Annotated in this window: 23 protein-coding genes; 14 read left to right on the plus strand and 9 right to left on the minus strand. The window is 63.8% G+C overall.

All coding sequences use genetic code 11. From position 1 onward, the window contains the following. Nucleotides 1-111 precede the first annotated feature (111 nt). Nucleotides 112-1,050 carry an isoaspartyl peptidase/L-asparaginase family protein gene (locus tag ACE191_RS04565; protein WP_400190998.1) on the plus strand — a complete coding sequence of 313 codons (939 nt, stop codon included), beginning with the start codon at nucleotides 112-114 and terminating at the stop codon, nucleotides 1,048-1,050. Nucleotides 1,051-1,106: 56 nt separating this feature from the next. Here ACE191_RS04565 and ACE191_RS04570 read toward each other — a convergent pair whose 3' ends face one another. Both ACE191_RS04570 and ACE191_RS04575 read right to left on the minus strand, forming a co-directional pair. Continuing rightward, entirely contained in the window at nucleotides 1,107-1,421 is a 315-nt protein-coding gene (locus tag ACE191_RS04570) for a YrhB domain-containing protein (RefSeq protein ID WP_400190999.1), read from the minus strand. 11 nt (nucleotides 1,422-1,432) lie between these two features. Beyond that, a complete protein-coding gene (locus ACE191_RS04575; protein ID WP_400191000.1) occupies nucleotides 1,433-2,257 on the minus strand; it encodes a 2,3,4,5-tetrahydropyridine-2,6-dicarboxylate N-succinyltransferase in 825 nt (274 codons plus the stop codon). Between the two features lie 121 nt (nucleotides 2,258-2,378). Between ACE191_RS04575 and ACE191_RS04580 the strand changes: the two genes are divergently transcribed. From ACE191_RS04580 to ACE191_RS04630, 11 genes are all read left to right on the plus strand, one after another. Next, nucleotides 2,379-3,551: a glycosyltransferase gene (locus ACE191_RS04580; protein WP_400191001.1), complete on the plus strand. Its 1,173-nt coding sequence runs from the start codon at nucleotides 2,379-2,381 to the stop codon at nucleotides 3,549-3,551. 102 nt (nucleotides 3,552-3,653) lie between these two features. Then, nucleotides 3,654-4,664, plus strand: a complete 1,011-nt coding sequence (locus ACE191_RS04585) for a 3-oxoacyl-ACP synthase III family protein (RefSeq protein WP_400191002.1) — start codon at nucleotides 3,654-3,656, stop codon at nucleotides 4,662-4,664. A gap of 161 nt (nucleotides 4,665-4,825) precedes the next feature. After that, a complete protein-coding gene (locus ACE191_RS04590) occupies nucleotides 4,826-5,488 on the plus strand; it encodes a metal-dependent transcriptional regulator (protein ID WP_400191003.1) in 663 nt (220 codons plus the stop codon). 173 nt (nucleotides 5,489-5,661) lie between these two features. Then, nucleotides 5,662-7,044, plus strand: a complete 1,383-nt coding sequence (mnmE, locus tag ACE191_RS04595) for a tRNA uridine-5-carboxymethylaminomethyl(34) synthesis GTPase MnmE (RefSeq protein WP_400191004.1) — start codon at nucleotides 5,662-5,664, stop codon at nucleotides 7,042-7,044. A 142-nt stretch (nucleotides 7,045-7,186) separates the two neighbouring features. Then, nucleotides 7,187-8,476, plus strand: a complete 1,290-nt coding sequence (locus ACE191_RS04600) for a citrate synthase (RefSeq protein ID WP_400191005.1) — start codon at nucleotides 7,187-7,189, stop codon at nucleotides 8,474-8,476. Nucleotides 8,477-8,632: 156 nt separating this feature from the next. Beyond that, nucleotides 8,633-8,980 carry an ArsR/SmtB family transcription factor gene (locus ACE191_RS04605; RefSeq protein WP_400191006.1) on the plus strand — a complete coding sequence of 116 codons (348 nt, stop codon included), beginning with the start codon at nucleotides 8,633-8,635 and terminating at the stop codon, nucleotides 8,978-8,980. Between the two features lie 62 nt (nucleotides 8,981-9,042). Beyond that, complete coding sequence (locus ACE191_RS04610) at nucleotides 9,043-9,510, plus strand: DUF6428 family protein (RefSeq protein ID WP_400191007.1); 468 nt, start codon at nucleotides 9,043-9,045, stop codon at nucleotides 9,508-9,510. Nucleotides 9,511-9,524: 14 nt separating this feature from the next. Then, nucleotides 9,525-10,019 (plus strand): GNAT family N-acetyltransferase, encoded by a 495-nt coding sequence (locus ACE191_RS04615; RefSeq protein WP_400191008.1) that lies wholly within the window; start codon nucleotides 9,525-9,527, stop codon nucleotides 10,017-10,019. Nucleotides 10,020-10,043: 24 nt separating this feature from the next. After that, on the plus strand, nucleotides 10,044-10,439 hold the full coding sequence (locus ACE191_RS04620) for a DUF2255 family protein (protein WP_400191009.1): 396 nt from the start codon (nucleotides 10,044-10,046) through the stop codon (nucleotides 10,437-10,439). 21 nt (nucleotides 10,440-10,460) lie between these two features. Continuing rightward, nucleotides 10,461-11,555 carry an ACR3 family arsenite efflux transporter gene (gene arsB / locus ACE191_RS04625; protein WP_400191010.1) on the plus strand — a complete coding sequence of 365 codons (1,095 nt, stop codon included), beginning with the start codon at nucleotides 10,461-10,463 and terminating at the stop codon, nucleotides 11,553-11,555. Nucleotides 11,556-11,572: 17 nt separating this feature from the next. After that, complete coding sequence (locus ACE191_RS04630) at nucleotides 11,573-12,007, plus strand: arsenate reductase ArsC (RefSeq protein WP_400191011.1); 435 nt, start codon at nucleotides 11,573-11,575, stop codon at nucleotides 12,005-12,007. Between the two features lie 119 nt (nucleotides 12,008-12,126). On the opposite strand, the gene ACE191_RS04635 is transcribed toward ACE191_RS04630, so the two are convergent. The 7 genes from ACE191_RS04635 to lepA form a co-directional block, all read right to left on the minus strand. Further along, the gene (locus ACE191_RS04635) at nucleotides 12,127-12,483 is read right to left on the minus strand and encodes a hypothetical protein (RefSeq protein ID WP_400191012.1); all 357 of its coding nucleotides are present in this window, start codon (nucleotides 12,481-12,483) and stop codon (nucleotides 12,127-12,129) included. A gap of 204 nt (nucleotides 12,484-12,687) precedes the next feature. After that, nucleotides 12,688-13,050, minus strand: a complete 363-nt coding sequence (locus ACE191_RS04640) for a hypothetical protein (protein WP_400191013.1) — start codon at nucleotides 13,048-13,050, stop codon at nucleotides 12,688-12,690. A 328-nt stretch (nucleotides 13,051-13,378) separates the two neighbouring features. Beyond that, nucleotides 13,379-15,334, minus strand: a complete 1,956-nt coding sequence (locus tag ACE191_RS04645; protein ID WP_400191014.1) for an OmpA family protein — start codon at nucleotides 15,332-15,334, stop codon at nucleotides 13,379-13,381. A 17-nt stretch (nucleotides 15,335-15,351) separates the two neighbouring features. Next, nucleotides 15,352-15,933 carry a 7-carboxy-7-deazaguanine synthase QueE gene (locus ACE191_RS04650; protein WP_400192297.1) on the minus strand — a complete coding sequence of 194 codons (582 nt, stop codon included), beginning with the start codon at nucleotides 15,931-15,933 and terminating at the stop codon, nucleotides 15,352-15,354. 209 nt (nucleotides 15,934-16,142) lie between these two features. Beyond that, nucleotides 16,143-17,057 (minus strand): bifunctional 5,10-methylenetetrahydrofolate dehydrogenase/5,10-methenyltetrahydrofolate cyclohydrolase, encoded by a 915-nt coding sequence (locus ACE191_RS04655; protein WP_400191015.1) that lies wholly within the window; start codon nucleotides 17,055-17,057, stop codon nucleotides 16,143-16,145. Between the two features lie 11 nt (nucleotides 17,058-17,068). Next, a complete protein-coding gene (locus ACE191_RS04660) occupies nucleotides 17,069-17,242 on the minus strand; it encodes a hypothetical protein (protein ID WP_400191016.1) in 174 nt (57 codons plus the stop codon). A 100-nt stretch (nucleotides 17,243-17,342) separates the two neighbouring features. Then, a complete protein-coding gene (gene lepA, locus ACE191_RS04665) occupies nucleotides 17,343-19,130 on the minus strand; it encodes a translation elongation factor 4 (RefSeq protein WP_400191017.1) in 1,788 nt (595 codons plus the stop codon). Between the two features lie 139 nt (nucleotides 19,131-19,269). Here lepA and ACE191_RS04670 point away from each other — a divergent pair, with 139 nt between their 5' ends. Both ACE191_RS04670 and ACE191_RS04675 read left to right on the plus strand, forming a co-directional pair. Next, nucleotides 19,270-20,124 carry a hypothetical protein gene (locus ACE191_RS04670; protein WP_400191018.1) on the plus strand — a complete coding sequence of 285 codons (855 nt, stop codon included), beginning with the start codon at nucleotides 19,270-19,272 and terminating at the stop codon, nucleotides 20,122-20,124. Between the two features lie 78 nt (nucleotides 20,125-20,202). After that, nucleotides 20,203-21,081, plus strand: coding sequence for a carboxypeptidase-like regulatory domain-containing protein (locus tag ACE191_RS04675; protein ID WP_400191019.1), 879 nt, complete (start codon nucleotides 20,203-20,205; stop codon nucleotides 21,079-21,081). The last annotated feature ends 95 nt before the right edge of the window (nucleotides 21,082-21,176 follow it).

Raw genomic sequence — 21,176 nt, forward strand, 5'->3', positions numbered from 1 at the left:
TCGGCCAGCGCCCCGGCCGCGGCCCCAACCCAGGTTTCGGGCCGCCGTACCTAGGCACGCGCCGCATTGCTCGTTTCCCGCACCGTTCACCTGCTTTATTTAGTACCGAACATGGGCAAGCCCGTTTTAGTGATTCACGGCGGGGCCGTGAACACCGACCCCAGCACCATTCCGCCCGAAAAAGAGGAAAAGCTCCGGCAGGGCCTGCACCAAGCGTTGCTGGCCGGCTCCGAAATCCTGCTGCGCGGCGGCAGCGCCCTCGACGCGGTGGAAGCCGCCGTGCAGAGCCTGGAAAACCACGAGCTGTTCAACGCCGGCCGCGGCGGCATGCTCAACCTCAACGGCGAAGTGGAAACCGAAGCCTCCATCATGGATGGGCTGAGCTTGCGCGGCGGGGCCGTGAGCGGGCTCAAGCTCATCAAGAACCCCGTGCGCCTGGCCCGCATGGTGATGGAGAAGTGCAAGCACTCGTTTCTCACGGCCGAGGGCGCCCACGAGTTTGCCCTGGCCCAGGGCCTCACCCTGCAGGACCCGAGCTATTTCAAAACCGACGAGCAGCACCAGGAGTGGCTCGACATTCTGCAGGAAGCCCAGGTGGAACACGCCAACAAGCACGACACCGTGGGCGCCGTGGCGCTCGACCAGTACGGCAACCTGGCCATGGCCACCTCCACCGGCGGCATCGAAGGCAAGCTGCGCGGCCGGGTGGGCGACAGCTGCATCTTCGGGGGCGGCGGCTACGCCAACAACGAGGTCTGCGCCGTATCGACCACCGGCGACGGGGAAATCATCATGCTGGCCGGCGTGGCCCACGAGGTGTACGCCCTGCGCAAGTACAAGAAGTTCTCCATCGCCAAGGCCGCCCAGGCCGCCGTAGAGGTGTACGCCGACAAGCTACAGGGCGACCGGGGCATCATCGCCGTCGACCCCGACGGCAACGTGGCCATCGAATCGAATACCAATGTGATGCGCTGCGCCTACCGCGTGGGCGACGAGGAACCCTTCGTGGCCATCTGGAAGGAAGAAGTCGACCGGCAACTACGCAAGTAAGCTCCCAAAGACAAAGCACCTGAACGGATTTCGTCAGGTGCTTTGTCTTTGGGAGCTTATGACTGATAGCCTTTCTTCTTCTCGTATTCGGTTAGGTAGTAACCGATTTGGTAAGCAGTGCCTGTCACCGTAACCGCCCCATCGTATTTGTTGACGATAAAGGGGGCGTTTCCTGCCATAGCAACGCTGATATCTTCGGTTTCCAGAAAACATTTAGAGTTGTAAAAGAAAACCCAGCCGTATGGCTTACTGATGGTTTTCTCATCGACAAGTACGCAATCAGTTACAACGTCAGGGTCGTTATTCGGATTCGCATTGAGGCCGTCAATCTTGCCTTGGGCAATAGCCCTTGCCTCTTCAAAAGTCAGCATTGGGGTGACGCTTACACCGCCACGTCGTGCTCGCGCAAGGCGTCGTTGAGGGAGGTTTTCAGGTCAGTCGAGGGCTTGCGCTGGCCGATGATGAGGGCGCAGGGCACGTGGTACTCGCCGGCCGGAAACTGCTTGGGCAAAGTGCCGGGAATGACTACCGAACGCGGCGGCACGTAGCCGCGGTACTCCTTGGGCTCGGCGCCCGACACGTCGATGATGCGGGTGCTGCCGGTGATGGTCACGCCCGCGCCGAGCACGGCTTCCTTGCCCACGTGGCAGCCTTCCACCAGAATGCAGCGCGAACCGATGAACGCCCCGTCTTCGACGATAACCGGCGCGGCCTGCACCGGCTCGAGCACGCCACCCAGCCCCACGCCGCCCGAGAGGTGCACGTGCCGGCCTACCTGCGCGCACGAGCCCACCGTGGCCCAGGTATCGACCATGGTGCCCTCACCCACGTAGGCGCCGATGTTCACGTACGAGGGCATCATGATGACGCCGGGGGCCAGGTAGCTGCCATAGCGGGCCACGGCGGGCGGTACCACCCGCACCTGCTGCTGAGCATAGTTGGTTTTAAGCTTCATCTTGTCGTGAAACTCGAAGGGGCCGACTTCCAGGGTCTGCATCTGTTGCAGCGGGAAGTACAGGATGACGGCCTTCTTGATCCAGTCGTTTACCTGCCAGGCCTCGCCCTCGGCGGTGGGCTCGGCCACGCGCAGCTGCCCGCGGTCGAGGTGGTCGATAACGGAGCGGATGGCTTCCTGGGTAGCGGCGTCCTGCAGGCGGGCGCGGTCGGTCCAGGCGGCTTCAATCAGGGCGTGAATGTCGTGGGTCATAAGCAGAGGGCGCCGGGGGCGCGGTAAAAGGAAAGCGTGCAAGCGGCCGGATGGTTGGCGGGCGGCCCGAAAAAGCCTCGCCGCGCGGGCAGCGGGGCGAAAGTAGTAGGTTTGGGCTGGTATGGAAAACCCGGCGGCTTTAGTGGTGCGCGTGTTGCTGGCCTCGGTACTCAAGCCCGTGGACGATACGCGCATGTTCGAAAAATTCGGTCGCAGCCTCCAGCAGGCCGGCTACGCGGTGCACGTGGCCGGCCGCGCCAGCAGCACTGCGGCGGCGGCGGGGCCTATCCGGCAGCACGTGTTGTTTCGCGGCCACCGCCTCGCCTTCAGCCGCCTCTCGGCCCAGTGGCGCTACTGGCAGCTGCTGCGCGAGCTGCGCCCCCAGGTCGTCATCGTGCACGCGCCCGAGCTGCTGCCGCTTACCCTGCTCTGGCACTGGCTCCGGCCGCAGCGGGCCTTCCTCTACGACGTGCGCGAGAACTACGCGCTCAACATCCGCAGCCAGCAGGTGTACCGCGGCGCGCTCCGGCAGCTGCTGGCCGGGGCGGTGCGGTGGGTGGAGAAGCTGGCGTATGGCCGGGCCGCGGCCGTGCTGCTGGCCGAGCGCAGCTACGCCCAGGAGCTGCCCGATCTGCCTGCGGCCCGCACCGTCGTCCTCGAAAACAAGTACGCCCCGCCGCCCGGCGAAATCCTGCCCGGGGTGCCGCCCGCCCCGCTGCCCACGCCCGCCGAGCCCCTGGGCCTGCTCTACTCAGGCACCATATCCGAGCTCAACGGCGTGTTCGACGCCATTGAGCTGGCGCGGCAGCTGCGCCCGGCCTGGCCGGGGCTGCAGCTTACCATTATCGGCTACTGCCAGCAGCCGGCCGAGCTGCGCCGCCTCGAGGCCCTGGCCGCCGAGCACGCGGCCTGGCTGCGGCTGGTGGGCGGGGCCCAGCCGGTGCCACACGCGGCCATTGTGACGGAAATCGGCCGCCACCACCTGGGGCTGCTGCCCTACCGCGCCCACCCCAGCTTTTGGCGCTGCCTGCCCACCAAGCTATACGAGTACCTGGCCTGCGGCCTGCCGGTGCTGTTACCGCCCAACCCGCTCTGGCAGCGCGAAGTCCAGCAGCACGACGCGGGCCTGACGGTGGACTTCACCCAACCCCTGCCCGACCCGGCCGCGCTGGCGGCGCAGCTCAGCGGCCGGCATTTTTACCCGCGGGGTCCGGCAGCCGCGGCCCGCTGGATTTCCGAAGCGCCCCGGCTGCTGGCGGCCGTGGCCGCGGCGGCGGCTTTTCCCCGGCGCTGAAGGGGCAACGCCGGGCGCCCGGGCTGCGTTGTTAGCGGAACGCCGGGCTTGTTATCTTTGGCGCCTTTTCCCCGATAGAACCGCATCACCCCCATCCTCCCCATGTCCCAACTGTACACTTCCGCCATTGCCGGCGTCGGCCACTACGTGCCGGCGCGGGTGGTGCCCAATGCCGAGCTCGAACACATGATGGAAACCACCGACGCCTGGATTCAGGAGCGCACCGGCATTCGGGAGCGGCGGTGGTTTGAGGAAGGCAAAGACACCACGGCCAACATGGGCGCCAACGCCGCCCGCCAGGCCCTGGAAATGGCCGGACTGCAGCCCGACGACGTGCAGCTTATCGTCTTCGCCACGCTTTCGCCCGATTACCTGTTTCCCGGCTCGGGCGTGCTGCTGCAGCGCGAGCTGGGCATCAAGGCGCCCATTCCGGCCTTCGACGTGCGCAACCAGTGCTCGGGCTTCATCTATGCCCTGAGCATGGCCGACCAGTTCCTCAAGACCGGCATGTACGAAACAGCGCTGGTGGTAGGCTCCGAAATTCACTCCTCGGGCCTCGACAAAACCACCCGTGGCCGGGCCGTATCGGTGATTTTCGGCGACGGCGCCGGCGCGGTGGTGCTCAAGCGCAGCGACTCGCCCGAGCGCGGCATCCTGAGCACCCACCTGCACGCCCAGGGCGAGTTTGCCGAGGAGCTGATTACCCGCGAACCGGGCTCCAACCGCGACAACCGCGTGCAGGTGGTGCTCGATAAGCCCGAGGACATGTACCCCTACATGAACGGCCAGCAGGTATTCAAGCACGCCGTTACGCGCTTTCCCGAGGTTATCAAAGAGGCCCTCGACCAGAACGGCTACCAGCCCACCGACATCGACCTGCTGGTGCCCCACCAGGCCAACCTGCGCATCACCCAGTACGTGGGGCAGAAAATGGGCCTGAGCGAAGACAAGGTGTTCAGCAACATCCAGCGCTACGGCAACACCACCGCCGCCTCGGTGCCCATTGCCCTGAGCGAGGCCGTGCAGGAAGGCCGCGTGAAACCGGGCGACCTGGTGTGTTTGGCGGCCTTCGGCTCGGGCTTCACCTGGGCCTCGGCCCTGATTAAGTGGTAGTAGCGCGGAATCAAGAATTAGTAATTCATCATTCTTAATTCCGGTTGATTTCGGCGAGGCCGGTGCACTGCGCCGGCCTCGCTTTTTTTTGGGACCTTTGCCCGCGGAAGCCCTGACCACCCTTCAGGATTCAGCATTCTTCATTCCGAATTGCGCCCGTTTTGCCGAGTTACACCGAAGAGAACTACCTGAAAGCCATCTTCAAGCTCGCGGAAGCCGAGCCGGGAGCGGAAGTCAGCACCAACCGCATTGCCGAGTTGCTGCAAACGCGCCCGGCCTCGGTAACCGACATGCTGCGCCGCCTCGGCGAGAAGGGTTTGCTCAATTACCAGCGCTACCGCGGCGTGTCGCTCACGTCCGCGGGGCAGCAGCTGGCCCTGCTCACCATCCGCAAGCACCGCCTCTGGGAAGTGTTTCTGGTGCAGAAGCTGGGCTTTGCCTGGGACGAGGTGCACGACGTGGCCGAGGAAATGGAGCACATTCAGTCGCCCCTGCTGGTGCAGCGCCTCGACGCCTTCCTGGGCTTTCCCCGCCTCGACCCCCACGGCGACCCGATTCCGGCCGAGGACGGGGGCATGAGCCGCCCGGTGCTGCAGGTGCTGGCCGATTTGAGCGCCGGCGACACCGCGGTTATCGTGGCAGTGAAGAACACGGCGCCGGTGTTTCTGCAGCACCTGAGCAAGCTGGGCCTGGAGCTGGGTACGCCCGTGGCGGTGCTCGACTGCAACGCCTACGACCAGTCCATGCACATCCGCATCGGCGCCGGCGGCCCCGAGCGCACGGTGTCGGCCGAAGTCAGCCGCAACCTGTGCGTGAGTCATTGATCAATTAACATTTATCACTCGCCCAGCCCCGACGGCCTTGCCCAAAGCCTGTCCGGCGAGAACAAAGTGGGCAGGTCGGGCTTGCGGCAAAGCCCAACGCCTGCCGCCAAACCGGAGGAACAGCCGACTACTCGCCGGCTGATAAATGTTAATTGATAAATGAAACCCGATAAATGATCAATGTCTTTTCCGATACCATCGTGGCTCTCTCGACGCCGCCCGGCGCGGGGGCCATTGCGGTGGTGCGCCTTTCCGGTCCCGAGGCCATTGCCCTGACCGACGGCATTTTCCGCGGTAAAAAACTGAGCGAGCAGCCCGGCCACACCCTGCACTACGGCACCCTGCGCACCGACGCGGGCGCGGTGCTCGACGAGGTGGTGGTGAGCCTGTTCCGGGGTCCGCACTCCTACACCCGCGAAGACGTGGTGGAAATCAGCACCCACGGCTCCGACTACATCGTGCGCGAGCTGCTGGCTTTGCTGGTGCGCCGCGGCGCCCGCCTGGCTGAGCCGGGCGAGTTCACCAAGCGAGCTTTCCTGCGCGGGGCCTTCGACCTGGCCCAGGCCGAGGCCGTGGCCGACCTCATTGCCGCCGACTCGGCCCTGCAGCACCGGGTGGCCCTGAACCAGATGCGCGGAGGCTTCAGCCGCGAGCTGAAGGACCTGCGCCAGCAGCTGATCGACTTTGCGGCCTTGCTGGAACTGGAGCTGGACTTCGGGGAGGAAGACGTGGAGTTTGCCGACCGCACGGGTTTGCTGCGCCTGCTCACGCACGTGCAGACGGTGGTGCAGCGCCTGCTGCGCTCCTTCGAGCTGGGCAACGTCATCAAGCACGGGGTGACCACCGTCATTGCCGGCCGGCCCAATGCGGGCAAGAGCACCCTGCTCAACGCCCTGCTCAACGAGGAGCGCGCTATCGTGTCGGCCATTCCCGGCACTACCCGCGACTTTATCGAGGACGAAGTCAACCTGGAGGGCATCAAGTTCCGCTTCGTGGACACGGCCGGCCTGCGCGACACCACCGACGAGGTGGAGGCCATCGGCGTGCAGCGCACCCGCCAGCGCGTGGAGCAGGCCGCGGTGGTGGTCTACCTGTTTGACCTGACCACCGCCGCGCCCGCCGAGGTAGCCGCCGACCTGGCCGCTCTGCCCCTGCCGGCCAGCGCCCAGCTGCTGCTGGTGGGCAACAAGCTCGACGAAGCCGCGCCCGAAACGCTGGCGACCTTCCAGCAGCAGTTTCCCACGCTGGCCCTGCTCTCGGCCGCCCGCCACGACGGCCTGGCCGAGCTGCGCCAGCGGCTGCTGGCCACGGTGCGCCGCGAGGGTCTCGACGCGGGCTCGGCCACCATCGTTACCAACCTGCGCCACGCCCGCAGCCTGGAAGTAGCCGGGGAGTCGCTGCGCGCCGTGGAGCGGGGGCTGACCGGCGGGGCCGGCACCGAGCTGGTGGCCGCCGATTTGCGCAGCGCCCTGCGCGCCCTGGGCGAAATCACCGGTGACATCAGCTCCGACGATTTGCTCAGCTCGATTTTCACCCGCTTCTGCATCGGCAAGTAGCTTGCTGGCAAGGGTAAACAAAACCACCCGCGGGTTTGTAGTAGGTGGTCGGGCGGCCGGATGTACCTTTGGGTTGTTCGGCAAGCCGCTAATTGCGTACTTCGCCCCCACGTACCCCACCCTGTCCACTAATCTGTTTGTAATGGCAGAAAACGCTGAAATCATCCTCGACGGCAAGTCGTACACCTTGCCGGTCGTTGCCGGCTCAGAGCAAGAAAAAGCATTCGATATCGGTAAGCTGCGCGACCAGTCGGGCTACGTTACCCTCGATTCGGGCTACAAAAACACCGGCGCCACCAAAAGCGCCATCACCTTCCTCGACGGCGAAGAAGGCATCCTGCGCTACCGCGGCTACCCCATCGAGCAGCTGGCTGAGCACTCCAACTTCATGGAAGTGGCCTACCTGCTGATTTATGGCAAGCTCCCCACCGAGCAGGAAATCAATGATTTCAACAGCCAGATTGCGCGCCACACCCTCGTTCACGAGGACATGCGCAAAATCTTCGACGGCTTCCCCTCCAGTGCCCACCCCATGGGCATCCTCTCCTCGCTGGTATCGGCCCTGACGGCCTTCTACCCCGAGTCGCTCGACCCCAACCAGAGCGAAGAGGAAATGAACCTGAACATTAAGCGCCTCATCGCCAAGATTTCGACGATTGCCGCCTGGTCGTATAAGAACTCGGTGGGGCACCCCGTCAACTACCCCAAAAACAAGCTGGACTACGTGTCCAACTTCCTGCACATGATGTTTGCCTTCCCCACGGAAGACTACGACATCAACCCGGTGGTAGTAAACGCCCTCAACAAGCTGCTGATCCTGCACGCCGACCACGAGCAGAACTGCTCCACTTCGACGGTGCGCATGGTGGGCTCGGCCAACGCCTCGCTGTACTCCTCGGTTTCGGCCGGTATCTGCGCCCTGTGGGGCCCGCTGCACGGCGGCGCCAACCAGGAGGTGATTGAGATGCTGGAGGAAATCAAGGCCGACGGCGGCAACACCGACAAGTGGCTGGCCAAAGCCAAGGACAAGAACGACCCGTTCCGCCTGATGGGCTTCGGTCACCGCGTGTACAAGAACTTCGACCCGCGCGCCAAAATCATCAAGCAGGCCGCCGATGATGTGCTGACTGCTCTGGGCATCGACGACCCCATCCTGGACATTGCCAAGAAGCTGGAAGAAGCTGCCCTCACCGATCCATACTTCGTTGAGCGTAAGCTGTATCCGAACGTTGACTTCTACTCGGGCATCATCTACCGCGCCATCGGTATTCCGACCGACATGTTCACGGTGATGTTTGCCATGGGCCGCCTGCCCGGCTGGATTGCCCAGTGGAAGGAGCTGCGCGAAAACAAGGAGCCCATCGGCCGTCCGCGCCAGATTTACGTGGGCGAAACCGAGCGCAACTACGTGCCGATTTCGGAGCGCGCCTAACCCGCCGCCCCCCCCGTTCTGCCGAAGCCAGCTTCCCCCGAAGCTGGCTTCGGTTGTTTCGGGCCCCGCTCAGACCTCCCGCCAAAATAATTTCAGCCGGCCGAGAACAACGAATGCAGCTATGTCGTATGTTTGCGACATATAACAATACACGCCATGACCTACGCCAAAACCACCGCCTTCACCGAACAGCAGCAGCAACTGGCCCGCGTGGCCAAGGCCCTGGGCCACCCCGCCCGCATTGCCATCATCGAGCTGCTGGCCGCCAAGCAAACCTGCATTTCGGGCGACATCGCGGCCGAGCTGCCGCTCTCGCGCACCACCGTGTCGCAGCACCTGCAGGAGCTCAAGGCCCTGGATCTGATTCGCGGCGACATCGACGGGCTCACGGTCTGCTACTGCCTCAACACCGAGCTGCTGCGTGCGGTCTTTGCCCAGTTCGCCAGCTTTTTCACCGCGGCCACCACGCCCGCCGACTGCCAGCCCGGCGCCACTTGCTGCTAACGTTTTTTCCCGAAGCCTCCTAAAACCGCACTGAAAAACCGCACTGAAAAACCGCACTGATCATGAAAATCTCCGAAATGAAACAGTCCCTGGCCGGACTCGACGCCGTGAATTTTCGCCTGCCGACCGGCGAGTACCTGCCTCCCCACTTCCACGTGACGGAAGTAGGCCTGGTCAACAAGCACTTCATCGACTGCGGCGGGGTAGAACGCCGCGAGACGGTGGCCAACTTCCAGCTCTGGGAAGCCGGCGACTACGACCACCGCCTTGCCCCCCAGAAATTCCTGCGCATCCTCCAGCTCTCGGAGAAAATTCTCGGCGCCGAAGACCTGGACATCGAGGTGGAATACCAGCAGGGCACGATTGGTAAGTTCGGCCTCGCTTTCGACGGCAGCGACTTTGTGCTGACGCCCAAGCAGACGGCCTGTCTGGCCCAGGATGCCTGCGGCGTGCCGGCCAGCCAACAATTTGCCCTGCCCCAACTGGCGGTGGCCGGCGGTGCCTGCACGCCCGGGGGCGGCTGCTGCTAACCCTTCATTACGCCATGAAGCTCGTAGCCCTGACCGCCGCGCACTGGCCCCAGGTGCGCGCTATTTACGAGGAAGGCATTGCCACCGGGCAGGCCACCTTCACTACGCAAGCCCCCGCCTGGCCCGACTGGGACCAGAGTCACCTGCCCCACAGCCGGCTGGTTTTGCTCAACGAAGAAGAACAGGTGCTGGGCTGGGCCGCCCTTTCGCCCGTGTCGAGCCGCTGCGTGTACGGCGGCGTGGCCGAGCTGAGCGTGTACGTGGCCGCCGCGGCCCGGGGCCGCGGCGTGGGCCGGCAGCTGCTGTCCGCGCTCGTGGCCGAGTCGGAAGCCCACGGCATCTGGACGCTGCAGGCCGGCATCTTCCCCGAGAACGAGGCCAGCCGGTGCCTGCACGCCCAGGCCGGCTTCCGCGAGGTGGGCCGCCGCGAGCGAATCGGGCAGCTGCACGGCCGCTGGCGCGACACCCTGCTGCTGGAACGCCGCAGCGCCGTGGTAGGTACCCCGTGATTGCGCCCTTTACTCTTTGTTGCCATGACTCCCGCTGCCGCCCTCGACTACATTCGTCACCACAACCTCATTGGCCTGCGCGCCGGCCGGCACCGCGCCTCCTTCCTCGACATCTGGATGGTGGTGGTCGACGACCGGATTTTCGTTCGTTCCTGGGGTTTGGCCGAACGCGGCTGGTACCACGCTTTTCTGGCGGACAGCCAGGGCGCCATCCGCTGCGGCGAGGCCATGCTGCCCGTGCGCGCCCAGGTACCCGCTGATTTAGTTGACCTCAGTCCCCGCATCAGCCAAGCCTACCTCGCCAAGTACGACGCAGGCGCCAACTCCTACTACGCCCAGGGCATCACCCGCCCCGAGCACGTAGCCCGCACCCTGGAGCTGCTGCCCCAGCCGACCACCGAGCCAGTAGCCGCCCCCTAGGTGCGCTGTTAACCAATTCTAATGCTCCAGCCTCCCCCGCTTCCCTCGGCCGTTGCCCGCCGCAAGCTTGCCGGCCTCGATCGTGGCCTGACTTTGTGGATTTTCCTGGCCATGGCCCTGGGCGTTGCCCTGGGTTATCTGGTACCCGGCATCGAGCAGGCGGTCAACTACTTTTCGGTGGGCACGGTGAACGTGCCGCTGGCGCTAGGGCTCATCCTGATGATGTATCCGCCCCTGGCCAAGGTTCGGTTTGAGCAGTTGCCGCGGGTATTTCGCAACGGGCGCATCATTGCCCTTTCGCTGCTCCTCAACTGGGTAGTCGGCCCCCTGCTGATGTTTGGCCTGGCCATCTGGCTGCTGCCCGACCAACCTGACTACATGGTGGGCCTGATTCTGATTGGTATTGCCCGCTGCATTGCCATGGTGCTGGTGTGGAACGATCTGGCCGACGGCAGCCGCGAGTACGCGGCCGGGCTGGTGGCGCTGAATTCTATTTTTCAGGTGCTCTTTTACCCGCTGCTGGCCTGGCTGTTTATTACCATGCTGCCGCCCTACTTCGGGCTGCCAGGCTACGCGGTCCGTATCGGCCTGGGCGATATCGCGCAGAGCGTGCTGATTTACCTGGGAATTCCCTTCGCGGCCGGGTTCCTCTCGCGCATCATTTTGCGCCGCCTCAAGGGCGAGGCCTGGTACGAGCAAACGTTTCTGCCCGCCATCAGTCCCCTTACCCTGCTGGCGCTGCTGCTCACCATCGTCGTCATGTTCAGTTTGAAGGGCGAGCTGATCGTGCGCATTCCCCTCGACGTGCTGCGCGTAGCCCTGCCGCTGGCGCTGTACTTCGGCATCATGTTCATCCTGAGCCTGGTGGCCGGCCGGTGGCTGGGCGCCGACTACCCCGAAAATGCTGCTATTGCCTTCACGGCCACCGGCAACAACTTCGAGCTGGCCATTGCCGTGGCCATCGGCGTGTTCGGCCTTCACTCGGGCCAGGCCTTCGCCGGCGTCATTGGCCCGCTCATCGAGGTGCCCGCCCTCATGGCGCTGGTAAACGTGGCTTTCTGGTTTCGGCGGCGCTACTACCGCTCCGCGTCTCCCCCAGCGCCCAAGTCCCACTGAACCCATCCTGTCTTTCGATGACTGCTCCCCCCAACATTCTGGTGCTGTGCACCGGCAATTCCTGCCGCAGCCAACTGCTGCACGGCTACCTGCAACAGTTGCTGGGCCCGGCCGCCCGGGTATACTCCGCAGGCGTCGAAACCCACGGGCTGAACCCGCGCGCCGTGCGGGTGATGGCCGAAGATGGCGTTGACATCAGCCACCACACCAGTAACCACATCGACGAGTACGCGCACCTGCCGTTCGATTTCGTGGTTACGGTGTGCGACCACGCCCAGGAAGTATGCCCGGTGTTTCCATCCACGGCGCGCCGGCTGCACCGCAACTTTCCCGATCCGGCCCAGGCCACGGGCAGCGAGCCGGAAATCCTGCGGCAGTTTCGCGCCGTCCGCGACCAGGTTAGGGCCTTCGCCCAGGACTTCGTGCAAACCTACTTTCCCCTGGCCCGATAACTCCAGCGCAAGGGGTTGGCCGGGTAGCTACTGCCACCGGCATTGTCGTTCATAAACGTCCGGCCCCGACTGCGTCACAACAGTGACGAAGCCGGGGCCGGATTGCAAACTGGTAAGCACTACCGGCCACTGACGGCAATAACCGAGGTTTGCGTCTGCTTGAGGGCGGCCAGTTGCCGGGGCCACAGCACGGCGGCCAAATCCCACTCGTACTGGTGCCGCAGCTCGGCCAGGTGCTGGTCCAGCCTCGCCGGCTCGCGCAGATACGCCACCTTCGCGGTTTGTTCGGCTACCAGCAGCGCCAGCGTCAGGCTGCGCACCTTCAGGTACTGCCCCTCGCTGAGCTGGGCGGCCCGGGCCATCTGTCTGGATTGCGCGGTAGCCCGCACTTCGAGGGTGGGGTCGTCGGTAACGGCTCCAGCCACGAGGCTGCCGGCCAACAGCAGGCCGCACATCAGGGAGTAAAGTGCTTTCATACGGGTAAGAATGAAGGGTTGGAGTGAAAAACGCACTTAGCCGGGCGCAGTCAGATAACTGGTGCCCAGGCCATATTTTATAACAATGATAATATTAATTTTTACTTTATCAACTCGAATTTGATTCCTTAGCAGCGCCTGGCTGAAAACAACAACGCCAACCCTATTGGGCTGGCGTTGTAGCAGCGGCAGTCAGCGGGCGGCTTAGCGGGCGGGAATGCCCAGGGCCGTCATGCTGCTTTGAGAGCGGGTGTAGGCCACCAGTTGCGAGGGCCGGAGCAGGTGCGCCAGTTCGCGGTAGTAGCTGGTCTGAGCATCGGCCAGGCGCACGTCCCGGATTTCGGGGTCGGCGGAGAAGCGGGTGTTGATGTCCTCCAGCTCGGTGAGCATGCGCAGGTTCAGGTTTTTCACTTTCAGAAACTGGCCTTCGTCGAGCTGGGCTTTCTCCGCCATTACGCGGGTGAGGGCGTTGGCGCGGGCCGTGAGGCTAGCCGGGTTGTCGGGGCCCGAGCCGGCGGTGGCGTTCAGACCGATGGCCAGGCCGGCCAGGAGTAGGAGCTTCTTCATGGTGGAATGGAAAAGGTTAAGGGTTGAGAAAAGTGGCAGAAAGGCAAAGCGGCTGGTACCATGCTAGTAGAAAAACCAGCGGGATGACAGCAGCCGGTTATGCTGCCAAATATACACTAAATTTTAAATAAACAAAGAAGTCATATAATTATTCTAATTTATCACTTTCTATTGCTTTCTATAATCAGCTATAAACGAGGCCCGTATTGCTTCTCCAAGAAAGTCGAAGATAACTTACTTAAAGCTTTACTTGAAGTGCAAAAAACTGCCCCGATCAGTCTATGGTAGACCAATCGGGGCGGTTTCGGGGCCGAAAAAGCGGTGGCGGCTACAGAATGCGCAGCTCGATGCGGCGGTTTTGCTGGCGGTTGGCCTCCGAATCGTTGGGCACTACGGGCTTTTGCTCGCCATAGCCGCGGAAACGCAGGCGCTCAGCCTTTACGCCGTGCTCCACTAGGTAGGTGTACACTGAGCGGGCCCGGTTTTTCGACAGCACCAGGTTGTCGTCGTCGCTGCCCACGTCGTCGGTATGGCCCGATACTTCCACCTGGATGTCGGGGTACTGACCCATAAACTGAATCAGGCGGTTGAGCTCGGTGCGGGAGTTGGGCTTGAGGGCAAACTCGCGGGTATCGAAGAACAGGTTGTTGAGCACGATGCTGCGGCCGGCGCGCACGGGCTCAAGGTAGATGTCGAGGGTGAGCGGGTCGAAGGTCTGCTTGCTGGAGTAGTCAAAGTTCAGGCTGCGCATCAGGTACTTGTCGGCCGCCGCGTACATGCCGTACTGCCGGCCTTCGTTGAGCACCAGGGTGTACTCGCCGTTCTCGGCGTCGGAGGTCACAAACTGCGTCAGCTCGTCGGTTTTCAGGTCGTAGAGCTGCACGTCGGCTTTGATAGGCTTTTTGGTGACGGCGTCGAACACGCGACCCTGGGCGTAGGTGGTGGTTTCGCCCGCCCGCATCTGGGCCGGCACGTCGAAGCCGAACAGCTCGATAGGGCGGTTGCGCGAGTCGGCCACGCCCTCGGCGGCCCGGCTGCGCGAACACAGCGCCCGGCGGTTGTCGGAGGAAATAAACAGCGAGGCCTCGTTTTCGTGGGTGTTGAGCGGGTAGCCCAAATTCACCGGCTTGTCCCATTTGCCTTCCTGCTGCGAGCAGCGGTACACGTCGAGGCCGCCCATGCCCACCAGCCCGTCGGTGACGTAGTAGAGCGTGGTGCCGCTGGCGTGAATGAAGGGCGCCATATCCTTGCCGGGGGTGTTCACGGGCGCCCCCAGGTTGCGCGCCGGGCTCCACTGCCCGCTGGCTTCCAGGGTGGTCACGTAAATATCTTCCTGCCCGCGCCCGCCCTGCCGGTCGGAGGTAAAGTACAGGGTGCGGCCGTCGGCCGAAAGCGAGGGCTGCGAGTCCCAGGCGGCCGAGTTGACGCGCCCGCCCAGGTTCAGCGGCTTGCTCCAGGCGTTGCCGGTGCGCCGCGACACGTACAAGTCGCAGCTGCCCAGGGAGCCAGGGCGGTTGCAGGAAGTGAATACCAGGGTTTTGCCGTCGCCGGAAATGGTGGCGGCCCCTTCCTGAAACTGCGAATTAATGGCCGAGGATATCAGCGCCGGCTCGCCGTAGCTGCCGTCTTTGCCCACCCGGCTCACGTAGATGTCCTCGTCGGAATCCTCGCTGGCCTTCTTGCGCACGGTGTACACCAGGAAGCGGTTGTCGGCCGTGAGCACCGGGAAGTACTGAAAGTAAAACGTGTTCAACGGCAAACCCAGGCGCTGAGGCTCGGCCCCGATGGGGTTCTTAATGGCGTTGAGTGCAAACTCACAGTTGAGCAGCTGGCGCTGCACCCGGGGCAGGAACCGCTGGTTTTTGGGCGCCACCTTCACAAACTTTTGGTAGGCGTCGCGGGCCGTTTCGTACTCGCCAAAGCTCAGCGCCAGCTCGCCCAGCTCGAAGAAGTCGGGCAGGCGTGAAGGCTCCACGGCCACTTTCTGCAGGCCCACCCGGTAGGCCTCCAAAGCCGGCTGCAGCTCGCCCATCGACTTGTGCAGCTTGCCCTTCATCAGGTAGGCCTCCCCGATAGAGGGAAACTTCTGGTTGAGGCTGGTGAGCGTCTCAATGGCTTTGTCGAACTGCCGGGCCGCGTACTGCTGCTGCGCTTTGTCCCAGAGGTTGCGGGCCTTGGTGTTGCCGGCAACGGCGGCGGGGGCTTTGGCCTGGGCCGCCACCGGCGACGAAGGCCACAGGCAGGCCAGCACGAGGGCCAGCACAGGCAGCAAATTGCGGCGCATAGGCTCCGGGAATTGAACTACGGAATGTCGAGGTACTTGTGCGTCTGCAGCGACACCTGCCAGCGCGGGTGCTGCTTGACGTACTCGATGAGCGGGGGCGTGACGACGGCAGCCTTGCTCCACTCAGGCTGCAGAAACAGCCGGCAGGTGGCGGGCACCAGCGCGGCGTGCTCCTCGGCCCAGGCAAAGTCGCTTTTGTGGAACACCACCACCTTCAGCTCGTGGGCCTGGGCCAGCACGGCGGGCAACGGGGCCTTGAATTTCTTGGGCGACAAGCAGATCCAGTCCCACTCGCCCGAGAGCGGGTGCGCCCCGGAGGTTTCCAGCCAGGTCTGGCAGCCCGCCGCCTTCAGGGCCCGGGTCAACGGTCCGAGGTCGTGCATCAGCGGCTCGCCGCCGGTCACCACCACGTTGCGCCCGGGGTGGGCGGTGGCCTGAGCTACCAGCTGCTCGATGGTTTGCTGCGGGTGCGCCGCGGCGTCCCAGGACTCTTTCACGTCGCACCAGTGGCAGCCGACGTCGCAGCCGCCGAGGCGGATGAAATAGGCGGCGCGGCCGGCGTTGGCGCCCTCGCCCTGAATAGTATAAAACTGCTCCATCACCGGCAGGGCCGGAGCTACAGCAGACGAGGCGTCGGAAAGCAGGGGAAGCGGGAAAGTCAAAACGATAAAGCAGCGCGGAAGACAGCCAACCGCCGGAAAGACGAAAGGTTGGCCGGCGGCCTGCCCTTCGCTTTCCGGCAGTCGGACTTTAAAAATAGAACAAGCCGGCGGCTTTAGCAATTCAACCGCCTGCTGATTTGGATTTTTTAGCGGGGGTACACCTCACCCGTAGCCGCACGCAGGGTATTCTGTAGCAACATGGCAATAGTCATGGGCCCCACCCCGCCCGGTACCGGCGTGATATAGCTGCACAGCGGCGCCACCTCATCGAAGGCTACGTCGCCGCGCAGCGCCCACCCCGACTTCTTGCTGGCATCCGGCACGCGGGTAGTGCCCACGTCGATGACCACGGCACCGGGGCTCACCATGTCGGCCGTCACGAAGCCCGGCCGGCCCAGGGCCGCCACCAGAATGTCGGCCGTGCGGGTAATGGCGGGCAGGTCCTGGGTGCGCGAGTGGCATAAAGTAACGGTGCAGTTGCCCGGCTCCAAGTTCTTGGCCAGCAGGATGCTAACCGGCGTACCCACGATGTTGGAGCGGCCAATAACCACGCAGTGCTTGCCGTCGGTTACCAGCTGGTAGCGGCGCAGCAGCTCCACGATGCCCGAGGGCGTGGCGGGCAGCAGCGCGGGCAGGCCGGCCACCATGCGCCCGATGTTCATGGGGTGAAAGCCGTCGACGTCCTTTTCGGGGCGGATGGCCTCAATGACCTTGTTGGAGTCGATGTGCCGGGGCAGGGGCAGCTGCACGATGAAGCCGTCGATTTCCGGGTCTTGGTTCAGCTCCTGCACCTTGGCCAGCAGCTCGGCCTCGGTGATGTCGTCTTCGTAGCGCAGCAGCGTGGAGCCGAAGCCCACGGCCTGGCAGGCCAGCACCTTGTTGCGCACGTAGGTTTCGGAGCCGCCGTCGTGGCCCACCAGCACGGCGGCCAGGTGGGGCACCTTGCGGCCGGCGGCGCGCAGCTTGGCGACTTCGGCGGCAATTTCTTGCTTGATGTCCTCGGCGGTCTGCTTGCCGTCGATGAGGCGGAAGGTGGCGGGCGCTTCGGGGGCAGTGGTCATGCTCGGTTTACCTATTGGGGGTTACGGGTTGCTTCGTAGCGGGCAATGGCCTGGCGGCCGGCTTGCAGAATTTGCTGCTCCATCACCGGCCAGTCGTCGCGCCAGCGGAATTTGAGCTCCTGGCCGCGGCGGATTTTCTCAAGTTGGGCCTCGTTCGTGCAGTTCTTGGTCAGCGCGTCGTTCATGGTCTTCTAGAGGGGTTATCACACAGCGCTTTCGCAAGAATTGCATGAAGTGAAAGGGTTGGGGCAAAAAAAACGCGGCTCGGGGCCGCGTTCTTGGTTTTTAATCAATTTTAAGCACTGCCAGGAAGGCCTCCTGGGGAATTTCCACGGAGCCGACTTGTCGCATCCGCTTCTTGCCTTCCTTCTGCTTTTCGAGCAGCTTGCGCTTGCGCGAGATGTCGCCGCCGTAGCACTTGGCAATTACGTTTTTGCGCAGGGCCTTCACCGTTTCGCGGGCCACGATTTTCTGCCCGATGGCGGCCTGAATGGCAATTTCAAACATCTGCCGCGGCAGCAGCTCCTTGAGTTTCTCGCACAGGCGCTTGCCCCAGTCGTAGCTCTTGGAGCGGTGCACGATGGCCGACAGCGCGTCGACCTTCTCGCCGTTGAGCATCACGTCCAGCTTCACCATGTCCGACTCGCGGAAGCCGATCAGCTCGTAGTCCAGCGAGGCGTAGCCGCGCGAAATGGTCTTGAGCTTGTCGAAGAAGTCGAACACGATTTCCGACAGCGGCAGCTCAAACGACAGCTCCACCCGCTCGGACGTGAGGTAGCTCTGGCCCTTGATGATGCCGCGCTTTTCCATGCACAGCGTGATGATGGGCCCCACAAACTCGGCCGCCGTGATGATCTGGGCCTTGATGTAGGGCTCCTCGATGAACTTGATCAGGTTCGGCTCGGGCATCTCGCTCGGGGCCGACACCATCAGCAGGGCTTCGCGGTTGGTGGTTACCTTGAACTGCACGCTCGGCACGGTGGTAATCACCGTCATGTTGAACTCGCGCTCCAGGCGTTCCTGCACGATTTCCATGTGCAGCATGCCCAAAAAGCCGCAGCGGAAGCCGAAGCCCAGGGCCGCCGAGGTTTCGGGCTCCCACACCAGCGAGGCGTCGTTGAGCTGCAGTTTTTCCATGCAGGAGCGCAACTCTTCGTACTCGGTGGTATCCACCGGGTAAATGCCGGCGAATACCATCGGCTTCACGTCCTCGAAGCCCACAATGGCCTCCTGGGTGGGCCGGGCTACGTGGGTGATGGTGTCGCCCACCTTCACCTCGCGGGCTTCCTTGATGCCCGAAATCAGGTAGCCCACGTTGCCGGCCGACATCTCGGGGCGGGGCTCCTGGTTGAGTCCCAGAATACCGATTTCGTCGGCGCCGTACTCTTTGCCCGTGGCCAGGAAGCGCAGCTTGTCGCCCTTGCGCATGGTGCCGTTCTTGATGCGGAACAGCACTTCGATGCCGCGGTAGGAGTTGAAGACGGAGTCAAAAATCAGCGCCTGCAGGGGAGCTTCCGGGTCGCCCGAGGGGGCCGGCACGCGCTCCACGATGGCGTTCAGGATGTCTTCGATGCCCAGTCCGATTTTGCCGGAGGCGTGGATGATGTCCTCGTGCTTGCAGCCGATCAGGTCCACGATTTCGTCGGAGACTTCCTCGGGCATGGCGTGTGGCAAATCAATCTTGTTGAGCACGGGAATGATTTCCAGGTCGGCGCCGATGGCCAGGTACAGGTTGGAAATCGTCTGGGCCTCGATGCCCTGCGAAGCGTCCACGATCAGCAGGGCGCCTTCGCAGGCAGCAATGGAGCGCGACACCTCGTAGCTGAAGTCGACGTGGCCGGGGGTATCGATGAGGTTGAGCGTGTACACTTCCCCCTTGTAGGGAAACTGCATCTGGATGGCGTGGCTCTTGATGGTGATGCCCCGCTCCCGCTCCAAATCCATGTTGTCGAGCAATTGGGCCTGCATATCGCGCTTGGCCACGGTGCTGGTAAATTCCAGCAGGCGGTCGGCCAGCGTGCTTTTGCCGTGGTCGATGTGGGCAATGATGCAGAAGTTGCGGATGTTCTTCACTCGGCTGAAATAGGCGTTCTGTAGCTGCAAAGGTAGGCCTTTCAGCCCGCAAAAGCTACGCGCCCCCCACCGCCCGGCTTGGGCGGCCGCACTTGGCGCTTGGCAGCGGGTGCCGTACTTTAGCGGGAATTCCGCAGCTATGAACCCTACCAATACCACGCTTACCTCTTCCTCGCCAGCCAACGTGCGCCAGAAAGCTCTCATTGCCGGTTTCAACGCCACTCTGCTCTACGTGCTGGCTTACCTGACGGCCACCACCGTTTACCAGCTGGCCACGGTGCTCACGGCCAAAAGCCTGGGCATTCCGGGTACCTGGGGCCTGGGCAAGGTGTTCTTTCGCATTTCCGACGGCGAGTGGTGGCAGACGGCCGTGCTGGCCGTGTACAGTGCCGGCCCGCTGAGCTGCCTGCTGCTGGGCGCCGGAGCCGGGCTGTGGTTCTGGTGGCGGGCGCGGCGGCAGCGGGGGCTGTTCAAGCAGTTTCTGTTTTGGCTGACCCTGCACGGCTGCAACCTGTTTTTCGGCGCCCTGGTGGCCGACACCTTCACCGAATCGGGCTTCTGGTTTGTGCCCGGCTGGCTGTTCATGGCCGGTCCTATTCCCGGGGCGCTGCTGGCCGGGCTGTTCGGCCTCATTCAACTCGCGCTGGGCTATTTCGCCGGCATGCTGTTTCTGCAAAGCCACGACTCCATCTCCCTGATGAAGTTTCCCAACCGCCGGCTGCTGCTCGTCTCCACCCTGTACGTGCCCTGGCTGGCCGGCTCGGCGCTGATTGGCCTGCTCAAGTGGCCCGAACTGACCCACAACGAGCAGCTGCACTTTGCCACCCTGCTGCTGCTGCTGGCCCCGCTCACCCTGGCCGCGGCCAACGAGCTGTTTGAGTTTACCCTCGAGTCGCCCCAGAAAACCCGGGTGGCCTGGGGTTTGGCCGGTGTGGCACTGCTGCTGCTGCTGGTGCTGCGCGTGGTGCTGGGCTCGGGCCTCTCGTTCAGCTAAGGCGGCTCGCATAATCGGGGGATGCCTGCAACGGGCGCGAGGTGCGAACCATCTACTGGTCAGCTACTCCATCTGACCATGCCCGTCTCCTCCGTCCTCCGGCCCCTGCTGCTGTTGCTGCTCGGCCCCATTTTTCTGTCGTCACTCGCCCCGGCCCAGCAGCTCAGCGGCCGGGTGCTGATGCAGGCTACCGACCAGCCCATTCCCTTCGCCACCATCGGCGTGCGGGGCCAGGCCATTGGCTCCACCGCCGACGAGGCCGGCCGCTTCGCCTTTGCCGACCCGGCCGGGCTGGCTGCTACCGACTCCGTGTTCATTTCCTGCGTGGGCTTCCGCTCGCGCGGGCTCACCGTGGCCCAACTGCGCCAGGCGCCCGGGGCCAGCTGGCGCCTGGCCCCGCTCACCCACGCCCTGCGCGAGGTGCAGGTGCGGCACCCGCAGCTCAAGCCCGGCTTTCTGGGCTGCCGCTCGGCCCTGAGCCCGCTGCAGTGGACGACCGCCGACGAGGACGACGTGGACGACGCCCGCGGCTGGGAGCTGGCCACCATGGTGCCGGTGCGCCGCCACAGCTACGTCGACGGCTTTCACGTGTACTTCGGCCAGAACGAGTTCAAGTCCCTGCGCCTGCGCTTCATGCTATACGACGTGCAGGAGGGCCGCCCCGCCCGGCTGCTGCTCACCGACGACATCCAGTTTACCGTACCCGACCAGCGCCGCGGCTGGACCAGCATCGACCTGCGCCGCTACAACCTGCACCTGAGCAAGGGCCAGACCGTGGCGGCCGGCATTCAGTGGCTGCAGGGCGAAAAAGCCCGGCCCGACAGCAAGGTGCTCAGCGGCCCGGTGCTCATGCCCTCGTTGTACAACCGCACGCTCATTCGCCAGAAAAGCGAGGCCCCCTGGGAAAAGCACGCCGCCAACGTGAGCATGTACCTGGCCGTGCAGCAGTACGAGTAGCCGGGCCGGCAACCGGGCCAGCCCAACTCCTATTTTTGCCGTAGGCTGGACCCACACCCCTTACTACCCGCTGCTTATTCGCCCCTCCGTATTTA

Source organism: Hymenobacter sp. B81 (assembly GCF_044628455.1).
Classification (GTDB): domain Bacteria; phylum Bacteroidota; class Bacteroidia; order Cytophagales; family Hymenobacteraceae; genus Solirubrum.

What these genes read in the sequence shown, in the direction of transcription:
- ACE191_RS04565 (WP_400190998.1), top strand. Translation starts at nt 112, where the DNA reads ATGGGCAAGCCCGTTTTAGTGATTCACGGCGGGGCCGTGAACACCGAC.
- ACE191_RS04570 (WP_400190999.1), bottom strand. Translation starts at nt 1,421, where the DNA reads ATGCTGACTTTTGAAGAGGCAAGGGCTATTGCCCAAGGCAAGATTGAC.
- ACE191_RS04575 (WP_400191000.1), bottom strand. Translation starts at nt 2,257, where the DNA reads ATGACCCACGACATTCACGCCCTGATTGAAGCCGCCTGGACCGACCGC.
- ACE191_RS04580 (WP_400191001.1), top strand. Translation starts at nt 2,379, where the DNA reads ATGGAAAACCCGGCGGCTTTAGTGGTGCGCGTGTTGCTGGCCTCGGTA.
- ACE191_RS04585 (WP_400191002.1), top strand. Translation starts at nt 3,654, where the DNA reads ATGTCCCAACTGTACACTTCCGCCATTGCCGGCGTCGGCCACTACGTG.
- mnmE (WP_400191004.1), top strand. Translation starts at nt 5,662, where the DNA reads ATGATCAATGTCTTTTCCGATACCATCGTGGCTCTCTCGACGCCGCCC.
- ACE191_RS04600 (WP_400191005.1), top strand. Translation starts at nt 7,187, where the DNA reads ATGGCAGAAAACGCTGAAATCATCCTCGACGGCAAGTCGTACACCTTG.
- ACE191_RS04605 (WP_400191006.1), top strand. Translation starts at nt 8,633, where the DNA reads ATGACCTACGCCAAAACCACCGCCTTCACCGAACAGCAGCAGCAACTG.
- ACE191_RS04610 (WP_400191007.1), top strand. Translation starts at nt 9,043, where the DNA reads ATGAAAATCTCCGAAATGAAACAGTCCCTGGCCGGACTCGACGCCGTG.
- ACE191_RS04615 (WP_400191008.1), top strand. Translation starts at nt 9,525, where the DNA reads ATGAAGCTCGTAGCCCTGACCGCCGCGCACTGGCCCCAGGTGCGCGCT.
- ACE191_RS04620 (WP_400191009.1), top strand. Translation starts at nt 10,044, where the DNA reads ATGACTCCCGCTGCCGCCCTCGACTACATTCGTCACCACAACCTCATT.
- arsB (WP_400191010.1), top strand. Translation starts at nt 10,461, where the DNA reads ATGCTCCAGCCTCCCCCGCTTCCCTCGGCCGTTGCCCGCCGCAAGCTT.
- ACE191_RS04630 (WP_400191011.1), top strand. Translation starts at nt 11,573, where the DNA reads ATGACTGCTCCCCCCAACATTCTGGTGCTGTGCACCGGCAATTCCTGC.
- ACE191_RS04635 (WP_400191012.1), bottom strand. Translation starts at nt 12,483, where the DNA reads ATGAAAGCACTTTACTCCCTGATGTGCGGCCTGCTGTTGGCCGGCAGC.
- ACE191_RS04640 (WP_400191013.1), bottom strand. Translation starts at nt 13,050, where the DNA reads ATGAAGAAGCTCCTACTCCTGGCCGGCCTGGCCATCGGTCTGAACGCC.
- ACE191_RS04645 (WP_400191014.1), bottom strand. Translation starts at nt 15,334, where the DNA reads ATGCGCCGCAATTTGCTGCCTGTGCTGGCCCTCGTGCTGGCCTGCCTG.
- ACE191_RS04650 (WP_400192297.1), bottom strand. Translation starts at nt 15,933, where the DNA reads ATGGAGCAGTTTTATACTATTCAGGGCGAGGGCGCCAACGCCGGCCGC.
- ACE191_RS04655 (WP_400191015.1), bottom strand. Translation starts at nt 17,057, where the DNA reads ATGACCACTGCCCCCGAAGCGCCCGCCACCTTCCGCCTCATCGACGGC.
- ACE191_RS04660 (WP_400191016.1), bottom strand. Translation starts at nt 17,242, where the DNA reads ATGAACGACGCGCTGACCAAGAACTGCACGAACGAGGCCCAACTTGAG.
- ACE191_RS04670 (WP_400191018.1), top strand. Translation starts at nt 19,270, where the DNA reads ATGAACCCTACCAATACCACGCTTACCTCTTCCTCGCCAGCCAACGTG.
- ACE191_RS04675 (WP_400191019.1), top strand. Translation starts at nt 20,203, where the DNA reads ATGCCCGTCTCCTCCGTCCTCCGGCCCCTGCTGCTGTTGCTGCTCGGC.